At 69.8% G+C, this 12,461-nt stretch carries 10 protein-coding genes; 3 read left to right on the top strand and 7 right to left on the bottom strand.

The annotated features are described in order from the left end of the window. Positions 1–2 precede the first annotated feature (2 nt). From OG876_RS17585 to OG876_RS17575, 3 genes are all read right to left on the bottom strand, one after another. On the bottom strand, positions 3–362 hold the full coding sequence (locus tag OG876_RS17585) for an NADH-quinone oxidoreductase subunit A (RefSeq protein ID WP_132147066.1): 360 nt from the start codon (positions 360–362) through the stop codon (positions 3–5). 105 nt (positions 363–467) lie between these two features. Then, positions 468–1,781, bottom strand: a complete 1,314-nt coding sequence (locus OG876_RS17580; protein ID WP_328526922.1) for a geranylgeranyl reductase family protein — start codon at positions 1,779–1,781, stop codon at positions 468–470. 163 nt (positions 1,782–1,944) lie between these two features. After that, on the bottom strand, positions 1,945–2,643 hold the full coding sequence (locus OG876_RS17575) for a demethylmenaquinone methyltransferase (RefSeq protein ID WP_328525952.1): 699 nt from the start codon (positions 2,641–2,643) through the stop codon (positions 1,945–1,947). A 142-nt stretch (positions 2,644–2,785) separates the two neighbouring features. Here OG876_RS17575 and OG876_RS17570 point away from each other — a divergent pair, with 142 nt between their 5' ends. After that, positions 2,786–4,057, top strand: a complete 1,272-nt coding sequence (locus tag OG876_RS17570) for an isochorismate synthase (RefSeq protein ID WP_328525951.1) — start codon at positions 2,786–2,788, stop codon at positions 4,055–4,057. 2 nt (positions 4,058–4,059) lie between these two features. After that, positions 4,060–4,677 (top strand): MBL fold metallo-hydrolase, encoded by a 618-nt coding sequence (locus OG876_RS17565; RefSeq protein ID WP_328525950.1) that lies wholly within the window; start codon positions 4,060–4,062, stop codon positions 4,675–4,677. Here the strand turns inward: OG876_RS17565 and OG876_RS17560 are convergent. Genes OG876_RS17560 through OG876_RS17545 form a run of 4 tightly spaced genes read right to left on the bottom strand, consistent with a single transcriptional unit; the run spans position 4,663 to position 9,537 of the window. Then, positions 4,663–5,826, bottom strand: coding sequence for a hypothetical protein (locus OG876_RS17560; protein ID WP_328525949.1), 1,164 nt, complete (start codon positions 5,824–5,826; stop codon positions 4,663–4,665). The genes OG876_RS17565 and OG876_RS17560 overlap by 15 nt on opposite strands. Next, complete coding sequence (locus OG876_RS17555; RefSeq protein ID WP_328525948.1) at positions 5,823–8,072, bottom strand: xanthine dehydrogenase family protein molybdopterin-binding subunit; 2,250 nt, start codon at positions 8,070–8,072, stop codon at positions 5,823–5,825. Before OG876_RS17555 ends, OG876_RS17560 begins: the two co-directional genes overlap by 4 nt. Beyond that, complete coding sequence (locus tag OG876_RS17550) at positions 8,069–9,061, bottom strand: FAD binding domain-containing protein (protein ID WP_328525947.1); 993 nt, start codon at positions 9,059–9,061, stop codon at positions 8,069–8,071. The genes OG876_RS17555 and OG876_RS17550 overlap by 4 nt, the downstream gene beginning before the upstream one ends. After that, positions 9,058–9,537, bottom strand: coding sequence for a (2Fe-2S)-binding protein (locus OG876_RS17545; protein WP_328525946.1), 480 nt, complete (start codon positions 9,535–9,537; stop codon positions 9,058–9,060). The genes OG876_RS17550 and OG876_RS17545 overlap by 4 nt, the downstream gene beginning before the upstream one ends. Positions 9,538–9,705: 168 nt before the next feature. On the opposite strand from OG876_RS17545, the gene OG876_RS17540 reads away from it, so the two are divergent. Then, entirely contained in the window at positions 9,706–12,450 is a 2,745-nt protein-coding gene (locus OG876_RS17540) for a helix-turn-helix transcriptional regulator (RefSeq protein WP_328525945.1), read from the top strand. The last annotated feature ends 11 nt before the right edge of the window (positions 12,451–12,461 follow it).

Genomic DNA, 12,461 nt, shown 5'->3' with positions numbered 1-12,461 from the left:
GTTCAGTCCCACTCCAGTCCGCCACGACGCCACACGTAGGCGTACGCGACGAAGACGGTGACGATGAAGATGACCATCTCGATCAGCCCGAACAGCGCCATCTGGTCGAAGGCGACCGCCCAGGGGTAGAGGAAGATGATCTCGATGTCGAACACGATGAAGAGCATCGCGGTGATGTAGTACTTGACCGGGAACCGCCCGCCACCGACCGGCTGCGGGGTCGGCTCGATCCCACACTCGTAGGAGTCGAGCTTGGCCCGGTTGTAGCGCTTGGGTCCGACCAGCGCGCTCGTCACCAGAGTGCCCGCCACGAAGATCGCCGCGAGCACACCGAGAACGAGGATCGGTACGTAAGGGTGCATCGTTCTCGTGCTCCCTCTCCTTCAGCCGGTGGTCTTGTCTGTCTGTGTTTCGGAACAGCACTGTGTTATCAGTACCGCTGTGGGTCAGCTCACTCGCCCCGCCGGTCAGGCCGCCGGTGCGAGCTTGGTGAGACCGTTGATGATCTTGTCCATCACGTCGCCGTCGCGCGGGTCGGTGAGGTTGGCCAGCAACTTCAAGGTGAACTTCATCAAAGTGGTGCGCGGCAGACCGTACTTCGTGCACAGCCGCATCACCTCCGGATTTCCGATCAGCTTCACGAAGATCCGGCCGAGCGTGTAATAACCGCCGTACTCCTGCTTCAGCGCCTTCGGGTACGCCGACAACGCGCGCTCCCGCTGGTTCGGCTGCCGGTGCAGGGCCTGGGCGGCGACCTCGGCGGCGAACGCCCCGGACTCCATCGCGTACGGGATGCCTTCGCCATTGAACGGGTTGACCATGCCGCCGGCATCACCCAGCAGCATGAGTCCGCGGGTGTAATGCGGCTGCCGGTTGAAGCCCATCGGCAGCGCCGCCCCACGGATCGGGATGGTCTGGAACTCGTCGCGGAACTGCCACTCCTCCGGCGTGTTCTTCAGCCACTGCTTGAGCAGGTCGGCGTAGTCGACCTTGCCGAACGCGTCGGAGGTGTTCAGGATGCCGAGCCCGACGTTGACGGTGCCGTCGCCCATCCCGAAGATCCAGCCGTACCCGGGCAGCAGCACCCGCTGGCCCGGCTGCTTGGGGTCGTCGGCCCACAGCTCGAGCCAGGACTCGAGGTAGTCGTCGTCGGTCCGCGGGCTGGTGAAGTACGTCCGTACGGCGACACCCATCGGCCGGTCGTCGCGCTTGTGCAGGCCCATCGCGATGCTGAGCCGCGACGAGTTGCCGTCGGCGGCCATCACCAATGGCGCCCGGAACTCCACGTCGGCCCCGGCCCGGCGGCCGTTGTCGTCGACCGGCTTCGCGGTGACGCCGACGATGTGGCCCCGGTCGTCCAGGATCGGGCCGCTCACGTTGGTCCGCTCGCGCAGCCGCGCCCCGGCCTTCACGGCCTGCCGGGCGAGCATGTCGTCGAAGTCCATCCGGTTCCGGGTCAGGCCGTAGTTCGGGTGGCTGGCCAGGTCCGGCCAGTCGAGCTGCAGGACGTGCCCGGCGCCCTGGATCCGCAGACCGTAGTTGCGGATCCAGCCCGCCTCTTCGGAGATGTCGATGCCCATGTTGATGAGTTGCTTGGTGCCCCGCGGCGTGAGCCCGTCGCCGCAGACCTTCTCCCGCGGGAACGCGGTCTTCTCCAGCAACAGGACGTCGAGTCCGGCGTTGGCCAGGTGGTACGCCGCGGCCGAGCCTGCGGGTCCGGCGCCGACGACGATCACATCAGCGGTCTCCGCCTGCTGCCCGTTCGGCACGCTCTGGCTCATCTCGATCCCGGCCTGGAAGTTGGGGGCTGTACCTTCCGACGCGCTCGTGAAGCGATTCACGAATGCTCGTCACCCGACAGTCTAGAACTGCCTGACTTGGACACGAAACCGGCCCGGAATCCCTTGGTAGCAACCGATTTACGCGCGGTTTTCCTTGCGAAATTTAGACCGGCTTCACCGCGCGGTGGATGGCCACCAGACCACCGGTCAGGTTGCGCCACTGGACGCGGGTCCAGCCGGCGTCCTCGATGGTGCGGGCCAGCGGTTCCTGGCCCGGCCAGGCACGGACCGACTCGGCCAGGTACTCGTAGGCCTCGGGGTTCGTCGACACCGCCTTCGCGACTACCGGCACGGCACGCATCATGTACTCCAGGTAGGCGACCCGGAACGGCTTCCAGGTCGGATGCGAGTTCTCCAGGACGACGAGCCGCCCGCCGGGCCGGGTCACCCGGAGCATCTCGCGCAGCGCGACCGTGACGTCGTTCACGTTCCGCAGCGCCCACGAGATCGTCACCACGTCGAACGTGGCGTCGGCGAACGGGAGCCGCAGCGCGTCCCCCGCGATCAGGTCGAGCTCGGGGTAGCGGCGCTTGCCGACCCGGAGCATGCCGACCGAGAAGTCGCACGACACCACCTCGGCGCCGGCCTCCCGCAACTTGATGCTGGAGGCGCCGGTCCCGGCGGCCAGGTCGAGGATCTTCAGCCCCTTGCGCGGCGCGATCTCCTTGAAGGTCTCCGGCCGCCAGTGCAGCTTCTCCAGCCCCATCGTGGCCACCGCGTTGGTCCGGTCGTACCCCTCGGCCACGTTGTCGAACATGGCCGCCACGGCATGCGGTTCCTTGCTGAGATCTGCGCGGGTCACATGTCTAGTTCATCACGGGGCCGAGAGGCACCGAAATTCGCTGGACATCGGACAGGCATACGCTTGCATCTCGTGAGTGCATCTCCAGGGTGTCGGCCGGCCATCGTGACCCGGGGCCGGAGCGCGAGCGAGGAGGGGTGTCGTGGCCTTGTCTGACCCGGTCCGATCCGGTCATCAGCCCGCTCCCCATCTAGTGATCCGCAGCCAGCCCGCCGACGGAGTGTCGGCGCAGCTGATGGACCACCTTCCGCCGGACGGCGGACTGGCCTGGGTACGACGTGGCGACGGTCAGGTCGGCTGGGGCGTCGCCGCCCGGCTCGACGTTGCCGGTGGCAACCGCTTCCAGGAGGCGGTGGACTGGTGGAACGAGCTGACCGCGGCCGCGGTGATCCGCGACGAGGTCGGCGTACCAGGTTCGGGACTGGTCTGCTTCGGGTCCTTCGGCTTCACCGATCAGGACCCGAGTGAGCTGGTCGTCCCGGAGGTGATCGTCGGCCGCCGCGGCGGCACCACCTGGGTGACCACGATCTCGCTCGCCAGCTCGTTGCCCGCCCTTCCCGATCTGGTCATCAACGAGCCGTCCCCGGTGTACGACGTGACGTTCGCGGACGGGGCCCGGTCCGGCACGGACTGGTCGAGCATCGTCGCGGACGCGGTGCAGCGGATCACCGCCGGCGAGCTGGACAAGGTGGTGCTGGCCCGCGACCTGATCGCGATCGCCGAGCAGCCGATCGACCTGCGCTGGCCGTTGCGCCGGCTGTCGACGTCGTACCCGAACTGCTGGACGTTCTCCGTCGACGGGCTGATCGGCGCCACCCCGGAGCTGCTGGTCCGGCGGGAGAAGGGCCTGATCACGTCCCGCGTGCTGGCCGGGACCATCCGCCGTACCGGCGACGACGCGCACGACCTGGCGCTGGCCGCGTCGCTGGCCCGGTCGAGCAAGGACCTGGAGGAGCACGAGTACGCCGTACGGTCGGTGGCCGACGCGCTCAAGCCGCACTGCAAGTCGATGAACGTGCCCGAGACGCCGTTCGTGCTGCACCTGCCGAACGTGATGCATCTGGCCACCGACGTCGCCGGCGTCGCCGCGAACGGCGCGAACGCGCTCGGCCTGGCCGCCGCGCTGCACCCGTCCGCCGCGATCTGCGGTACGCCGACATCCGTCGCGCGCGACCTGATCGGTGAGGTCGAGGGCATGCAGCGCGGCCGGTTCAGCGGACCGGTCGGCTGGATGGACGCGGCCGGGGACGGCGAGTGGTGCATCGCGCTCCGCTGCGGTCAGGCCGACCCCGACGACCCACGCCGGATGCGGCTCTTCGCCGGCGCCGGGATCGTGGCGGGCTCCAACCCTGAGGCTGAGCTGGCCGAGACGAATGCCAAGCTGGTTCCGATGAGAGATGCGTTGGGAGACTGACAGTGAAGCTCACGAAGTTCGCACATGCCTGTGTCCGGCTGGAGAAGGACGGCAAGGTCCTGCTGGTCGATCCGGGCACGTTCAGCGAGGCGGCCGCGTTCGAGCGCGCCGACGCGATCCTGGTCACGCACGAGCACCAGGACCACCTGGACATCGAGCGGGTCCAGGCGCTCGACGTCCCCGTCTACACGAACGCCGGTGTCGCCGCGCAGCTGACCGAGCTGGGCGACCGGGTGCACGTGATCGCCGGCGGCCAGTCGTTCGAGACGGCCGGCTTCTCGATCAGTGCCTACGGCAAGGACCACGCGGTGATCCTGCCCGAGTGGGGTGTTCCGTGCGAGAACATCGGATTCCTGATCGACGACGCCGTCTACCACCCCGGTGATTCCTTCACCCAGCCCGATCGCGCCGTCCACACCAACCTGGTCCCGATTTCCGGCCCGTGGTTCTCGCTCCCGCCGGCGGTCGAGTACGCCCGCTCGGTGAAGTCCGAGCAACTCGTCGGCATCCACGACGCCCTGCTCAGCCAGATCGGCCTGAGCATGTTCTCTCGTTTCCTCAACTCCGACGACCGTCCGTACAAGGGCCTCGCGCCTGGCGACACGCTAGACATCAACTGACGCTGACCCGTCGCTAGTCGGCGGGTTCGGGAAGGGCCAGCGGCGTCCGACGGCGACGTGAAGGATGATCGAGAGGGCGAGGGCGTTGAGGGTGGCGTGGCCCACCCAATCGTCCGCTCTGCTCGGCGTCAGGTGCAGGGCTCTGCTGGCGATCGCCTGCAACGCGACCGCCAGCAGGGCCGCGAGGGCGACGGTGGCCAGCAGGAGTGTGATGCGTTCGGCGGTGGCACCGAGGTTGCCGAGCCAGCCCTCGAGCAGCATGCCGAACAACAAGCCCGCGGCGATGAAGCAGCCGCTGAGCGCTGCGATTCGCGAAGGAGCCAGCCCCAGCAGTTCACGCAGGAAGAGGTAGCTGACGATCCCGCCCCCGATCACCGTCACGTGGGCGATGGTGAGGCGAGCCGCTCGGCGCGTAACAGTCACGAACGGCCAACCGCGCCAGACGACGAAACAAAGCACCTGCCAGGCGCCGATCAGCACCAGCGTCGCCCCGAGTACGGCGCCTGGCACCGGCCCGTCCCGCGCGATCACGTCCGACCCAGCCGGTGACTCGACCTGTACGACGGTCAGATAGCCGGCGATGGCGATGGCCCAGGCGATCGCGACCACGATCGGACCGGCGACCAGCGGGTGAAGGCGCCGAAACGGCCATCCCTCACCGACCAGCGTGATCTCGAGCGTGGCGACGAAAGCCAGGCCGGCGAGCGGCATGGTCGCGGGAAACGTCGGTACGTGGCCTGGACCGGGTGCGGGATCGAACAGGGCCCCGGGATCGAGACCACCGGCCAGGATCTGGCCGGCACCGGTCAGGACGATCGCGCCCACAGCGATCAGCACGGTGTCGGCCCAGCCGGCCCAGCTACTTCGCAGCCGGGTGCCCGGCCAGTCCTCCCACCAGAACGCGATCATCACGACGATTGGCAGGGAGAACGTGACGAGTGGTGCGAGGACGCGGATCGACCCGTCGCCGCCCGCGCCGATCGCCAGCGCCACCGCGACCGGGATGACGAGCAGCAGGCCGAGCAGCCCGAGTGCGGGTTGGTGGGACGATCGCGCTCCGGTACGGCGTGGTTGCGAGAGTGGCGGTCGTTCGGGGAGCCGGGACCGGCCGGCGGGCAAGGCGGAGCCCGCCGGCCCGAGGTCACTCATCGCCCGCCGACGGGCGGATCCATCACGAGCTCCGGCGCCATCGGCAGGCTGCGGATCCGTCGGCCGGTCGCATGGAAGACCGCGTTCGCGATGGCCGCCGCGACACCGACCTGACCGATCTCGCCCACGCCCTTGGCGCCGAGTGGGCCGACCAGTTCGTCGTCGACATCGACGAAGTCGACGCGGACCTCGGGGGCGTCGGCGTTGACCGGCACGAGGTACTCCGCCAGGTTCGTCTCCGCCCACCGGCCGTAGCGAGGATCCATGTGGTTGCCCTCGAGGAGCGCCTGGCTCATCCCCCACAGCATGCCGCCCATCAGCTGGCTGTGGGCCAGCAGCGGGTTGAGCACCCGCCCAGGCGCGAACGCGCCGTTCAGCCGGCGCACGCGGACCAGGCCGAGCTCGGGATCGACGGCGACCTCGGCGAACTGCGCGCCGAACGTGAGCAGCCCGTGCGGCGTGTCCAGGGGTGGCGGCCGCCACATGCCGAGCGCCTCGGCGTCGGACAGGTGATTGCGCGACAGCAGCTCACGGTACGTGTCGACAGCGCCCGGACGTTCGGCGGACGTGAGGTGCCCCTCCGCCACTTTCACCGAGCCTGGTCCGGCTCCGTGCAGCGGTGACTGTTCATCGCTGACGGCCAACGCGATCAGCTGCTCGCGCAGCGCCGTACCGGCCGCGTGGACCGCGGAGCTGACCATGCCGGCACCGGCCGAGCCGACGGCGGCCGTACTGTTCGGCAGGTCGCTGTCGCCGGCCTGGAACTCCATCTCGCGGAGGGCGACGCCGAGGGCGTCGGCGCCGACCTGGGTGGCCATGGTGAGTACGCCGGTGCCGAACTCCTGCGTCGAGGTCTGCACGATCGCGCTGCCGTCGGCGAAGATCCGGGCCCGCGCACGTTGCGGTGGCATGAAGAACGCGATCGGGTACGCCGCGGCCGCCACGCCGGTGCCGACCAGCCACTCGCCGTCGCGGGTCGTCCGTGGAGCGGGGTTCCGTTCGGACCACCCGAACCGCTCGGCGCCGAGGCGAAGACACTCCACCAGCCCGTCGCTGGACCAGGGATTGCCGAACGGGTCGACCGGAGTGTGGTTGCGCACCCGCAACTCGACCGGGTCGATCGCCAACTCGTAGGCGAGCTCGTCCATCGCCGTCTCGAGGGTGAACACGCCGAGCGACTCGCCCGGGCCGCGGGTGAACGTGGGCGTCATCGTGTTGCCCTTGATCAGCCGGTGGACGCCGAGGAAGTTCTCGCAGCCGTAGAGCTGCGACGAGACACCGGTCGCCGGCTCGGCCCAGTCGTCGAAGGGCGAGGTGATCGACAACTTCTCGTGCCGGATCGCGGTCAGCCGCCCGTCCCGCGCGGCACCGATCGCGATCCGCTGCTCCTGCTCCTCACGGTGACCGTTCGACGTGAACATCTGCGGCCGGGTGAGCATCAGCTTCACCGGCCGGCCGACGTACCGCGCGGCCATCGCGGTGAGCGTCACGTTCGGCCACACCATCGCCTTGGCGCCGAAACCGCCGCCGACGAACCGGGTGATCACGCGGACGCGGGCGATCGGCAGACCGAGCAGGAGGGCCACGGTCTGCTGGGTGGCGCGAATGCCCTGGGTCGACTCGTACAGCGTCAGGTTGCCGCCGTCCCAGGTCGCCACCGTCGACGGGGCCTCGATCGGATTGTGATGGTTGGCCGCCATCGTGTAGGCGACCTCGACCCGCACATCCGCTCCGGCCAGGGCGGCCTCGACATCGCCCCGCTCGTTGCGCGCCGGCATCAGGCCGCCGAAGAGCCGCTGCGCTTCGTAAGCCTGGTCGCGGCCCTCCTCGATCGTGGTGATCGACTTGGCCGGTTGGTACGAGATCCGCACCAACGACGCCGCGTGGTGCGCCTGTTCGTACTCCTCCGCGATCACCAGGGCGACGGGCTGTCCGGCGTACTGGACGACGTCGTCCTGCATCGGGAAGAAGCTCTCGCCCGGAGCCGGGCCGCCGACCAGCGAGGGCAGCAGGTGTGGCTCGGCGGCGATCTTCGGCAGATCCTCCGGGGTGAGCACGGCCAGCACGCCTTCGGCAGCGCGCGCGGCGCCGGCCTCGATCGCCGTCACCCGCCCGCTGGCGATAGTGGCCCCGACCACGGCCAGATAGGTCATACCGGGCAGGCTGATCTCGGCGGAGTAGCGCGCCGCGCCGGTGACTTTGGCCGGGCCGTCCACCCGGGTGACCGGCGTACCGACGGCGCTCATGACTGCCGCCCGTTCAAGCTGCGGACGAGACCGCGCACCATGGCTCGCTGGGCGAGCTCGACCTTGAACGCGTTGTGCTCCCGTACGACGGCCTCCGCCAGCTCGACCGCGGCGGCGTGCCGGAACGACGTCTCGTTCGCCGGGCTTCCGACGAGAGCGGTCTCGGCCCGGCGCGCCCGCCAGGGCTTGGTACCGACACCGCCCATGGCGATCCGCACGCCCGCGACCCTGTCGTCGTCCACCTCGATCGCGGCCGCGACCGATACCAGGGCGAACTCGTACGACTGCCGGTCGCGGAACTTGAGGTAGACCGAACCGCGGGCGATCGGCGCTCCGGGAACGTCGATGCCGACGATCAGCTCGCCCGGGGCGATCGGATGCTCGAGCTCCGGCGTGTCGCCGGGGAGCAGGAAGAAGTCGTCGAACGGGATCGTGCGCTCGCCGGCCGGCCCGACCGTCCGGATGACGGCGTCGAACGCCACCAGCGCGACGGCGACATCGGACGGATGCGTGGCGATACAGTGCGCACTGGTGCCGAGGATCGCGTGGCCGCGGTTGAGCCCGTCGAGCGCCGCGCAGCCGGACCCCGGCTCGCGCTTGTTGCACGGCGAGACGCCGTCGCGCAGGTAGGCACAGCGGGTGCGCTGGCGGAGGTTGCCTCCCATCGACGCCATGTTGCGCAGTTGCTCCGAGGCGCCCAGCAGCAAGGCCCGGGAGATCGCCGGGTAACGCTCGACGACACCGGGCGTTCGCGCGACGTCGCTCATCCGCGCGAGGGCACCGATGCGCAAGCCGCCGTCAGGCAGGTCCTCGACACCGCGCAGCGGCAGCTCGTTGATGTCCACGAGGTGCTCGGAGCGGGAGATGCCGGCCCGGATCAGGTCCACCTCGGTGGTTCCGCCCGCGAGGAACGCGCTCGCCGGGTTCGCCGTCGCCAGCGCGATCGCGTCCTGCACATCCGCGGCCCGGCTGTAGGTCAGCGGCCTCATGACCTTCCTCCCGCTTCGTCGCGGACGTGCCGGATGGCCGCCCGGATGTTCGGATAGGCCGCACACCGGCAGATGTTGCCGCTCATGAACTCGCCGATGTCCTCATCGGTGCCGGCATTGCCCTCCTCGATCACCTTGATCGCGGACATGATCTGGCCGGACGTGCAGTAGCCGCACTGGAAGGCGTCGTACTCGATGAACGCGCGCTGCATCGGATGCAGCTGGTCGCCGTCGGCGAGCCCCTCGATCGTGACGATCTCGTGGCCCGAGGCGGCGACCGCCAGCGTCAGGCAGGCGAGCACCCGCCGGCCGTCGATCCACACGGTGCACGACCCGCACGTGCCCTGGTCGCAACCCTTCTTGCTGCCGGTCAGATCCAGGTGCTCACGCAGGGCGTCCAGCAGGCTGACGCGTGGCTCGAGTACGACGACGTGCTGTCGGCCGTTGATCTGGAGCGGCACCGGTACTCTCGTCACTGCTTCTTCGACACTCGTCATGGCGCGACGTACCTCCCTGCCTGGTGGTGTGCCGAAGCTTCCCGCGTCGTAGCGCTGTTCGTATCCGTGAGTCCCGGGGCCGGACTACCTGGCCCGGGACACTCAGGCAGCCTGGTCCCTGGGATCGAACCGGGTTAGTTTCGGACCATGCTGGTTGATCGGCTGGTTGATCGGTTCGCCGAGCGCCGGCAGCTCGACGAGCTTCTCGATCACGTCCGAAGCGGTCTGAGCCAGGCCCTGGTGATCCGCGGGGAGGCGGGGATCGGCAAGTCGGCGTTGCTCGAGTACCTGGTGACCGAGGCGTCCGGGTGCCGAGTCATCCGCGCGGCGGGCGTGCAGGCCGAAGCCGAACTCGCCTTCGCCGGCCTGCACCAGCTGTGCTCACCACTGCTGGAACGGCTCGACCACATTCCGTCCCCGCAACGTGACGCGCTCGGCACCGCCTTCGGCCTTCGGACCGGTCCGCCACCGGATCGCTTCCTGGTCGGCCTGGCCGTCCTCAGCCTGGTGGCCGACGCCGCGGCCGACGAACCACTGCTCTGCACCGTGGACGACGCGCAATGGCTCGACGACACCTCCGCACGAACTCTCACGTTCGTGGCGCGCAGGCTGATGGCCGAATCCGTCGCCCTGGTCTTCGCCCTCCGCGACTCGGCCGACGACGGGCCCTTCTCCGGCATGAGCCGGCTCGACCTCGGCGGCCTCCCGCCGCAACACGCACGAGAGCTCCTCAGCGCGGCGATCCCCGGACCCCTCGACGAGCGGGTCCGCGACCGCATCATCGCCGAGACTCGCGGAAACCCACTCGCACTGCTGGAACTCCCTCAGGACTTCAGCTACGCCGAACTCGCCGGTGGCTTCGGCTTGCCCGACGCACAGCAACTCACCCATCGGATCGAAGACACCTTCCAGCGCCGGCTCGCACCCTTGCCGTCCGACACCCGCCGGCTGCTCCTTGTCGCCGCGGTCGAACCGGCCGGGGACGCGGCCCTGGTCCGTCGTGCCGCGCAACGACTGGGCATTGCCATCGACACCGTCGATCCAGCGGAGTTCGCCGGCCTGGTGCGGTTCCACGAGCGGGTCACCTTCCGGCATCCGCTGGTGCGCTCGGCGATCCATCGGGAGGCGACGCCCGAGGAACGCTGGGAGGCGCACCGCGCACTGGCCGAGGTCACCGATCCAGCACGCGACGCCGACCGCCGCGCCTGGCACCTCGCCCACGCGGCGAGTGGCCCCGACGACACCGTCGCCGCGGAACTGGAACAGTCCGCCGACCGTGCCCAGGCCCGCGGCGGCCTGGCCGCGGCAGCCGCATTCCTCGAACGCTCCGCACGGCTGACCCTCGATCCGGCGCAGCGGGCCACCCGGGCGCTGGCGGCGGCGCAGACCAAGAGCCTGGCCGGGGCGTTCGAGGCGGCGCTCGACCTGGTGGCGATGGCCGAAGCCGGACCGCTCAGCGAACTGCAACAGGCTCGCGTCGACCTCGTACGCGCGCAGGTCGCCTTCGCCACCAACCGGGGCCGGGACGCCGCGCCGCTGCTGCTCAAGGCCGCGAAGCGCCTCGAGCCGATCGACACTGCGCTGTCCCGGGAGACGTACCTGGACGCACTGACGGCAGCCATGTTCGCGGACCGGCTGGCCGGTCCGGACGGCAACTCGCTGGCCGTGGCGCGCGCCGCCAGTACGACGCCCCGGCCGCCTGCGCCTACCCCGCCGGACCTCCTCCTGGCCGGCCTGGCCGCCAACTTCACCGAGGGCTACGCGGCCGGCGTACCGCTGCTGCGGCGAGCGGTCACCTCGTTCGGCGAGGACATGTCTGCGGCGGAGGAGCTGCGCTGGTCGTGGCTGGCCTGCGTCGCGGCCCTGCATTTGTGGGCCGACGAGTGCTGGGACGGTCTGTCCGCCCGGTACCTCGAGCTCGCCCGCACGACCGGCGCCTTGAGTGAGCTACCGCTCGCGCTCAGCATGCGCGCCTATCTGCTGCTGTTCGGCGGCGATCTCGGCGCTGCGGGAGCACTCGTCGACGAGATCCAGGCCGTGACCGAGGCGACGGGAAGCAATCCGGCGCCGTACGGCGTACTCGCCGTCGCCGCTCTGCGCGGTGAGCACGCTGAGGCGTCCGCCCGGATCGAGGCCACCATCGCGGACGCCACCCACCGGGGCGAGGGCATCGGCGTCGTCGTCGCCGAACGAGCGAACGCGGTGCTCAACAACGGCCTCGGCCGCTACCGCGAGGCGATGGCGGCTGCCCACCGCGCACTCGGCGACGTGAACGCGCCCGAGGTGCGGACCCCGGGCGCGGTGAACTGGGCGGCAACCGAGTTCGTCGAGGCGGCCGTACGCAGCGGGAAGATCGAGGCGGCGAAGGAAACCCTGGGCTGGATCACCGCGATGACCAGCGCGAGCGGTACGGACTGGGCACTCGGAATCGAGGCCCGCTCACGCGCCCTGGTCAGCGACGACCGTACGGCCGAACCTCTCTACCGTGAAGCGATCGACCGACTCGCCAGGACCCGGATCCGCACCGAACTCGCCCGTGCGGTCCTCCTGTACGGCGAATGGCTCCGCCGGCGACGCCGCCGCCACGACGCCCGCGAACAACTCCACACCGCCCACGACCTGTTCACCGAGATCGGAGCCGAAGCCTTCGCCGAACGCGCCCGCCGGGAACTCCTCGCCACCGGCGAAACCGCCCGCAAGCGCACTCCGGCCGCAACCACCCAACTCACCGCCCGCGAGAGCCAGATCGCCCGCCTGGCCGGCGACGGATTCTCCAATCCCGAGATCGGCAGCCGGCTGTTCCTCAGCCCACGCACCGTCGAGTACCACCTCGGCAACGTCTACACCAAGCTCGGCATCACCTCCCGCCACGGACTCCACCCGCATACCTGATGGTCGTGCCG

It is taken from the genome of Kribbella sp. NBC_00359 (assembly GCF_036097425.1).
Classification (GTDB): Bacteria; Actinomycetota; Actinomycetes; order Propionibacteriales; family Kribbellaceae; genus Kribbella.
The sequence above is the reverse complement of the archived record's forward strand: the minus strand, read 5'-3'. Positions and strand labels throughout refer to the sequence as shown.

Bases quoted from the DNA above. Each gene is read 5' to 3' on its own strand.
- OG876_RS17550 (WP_328525947.1), bottom strand. From the start codon at position 9,061: ATGAGGCCGCTGACCTACAGCCGGGCCGCGGATGTGCAGGACGCGATC.
- OG876_RS17540 (WP_328525945.1), top strand. From the start codon at position 9,706: ATGCTGGTTGATCGGCTGGTTGATCGGTTCGCCGAGCGCCGGCAGCTC.
- OG876_RS17555 (WP_328525948.1), bottom strand. From the start codon at position 8,072: ATGAGCGCCGTCGGTACGCCGGTCACCCGGGTGGACGGCCCGGCCAAA.
- OG876_RS17585 (WP_132147066.1), bottom strand. From the start codon at position 362: ATGCACCCTTACGTACCGATCCTCGTTCTCGGTGTGCTCGCGGCGATC.
- OG876_RS17560 (WP_328525949.1), bottom strand. From the start codon at position 5,826: ATGAGTGACCTCGGGCCGGCGGGCTCCGCCTTGCCCGCCGGCCGGTCC.
- OG876_RS17580 (WP_328526922.1), bottom strand. From the start codon at position 1,781: ATGAGCCAGAGCGTGCCGAACGGGCAGCAGGCGGAGACCGCTGATGTG.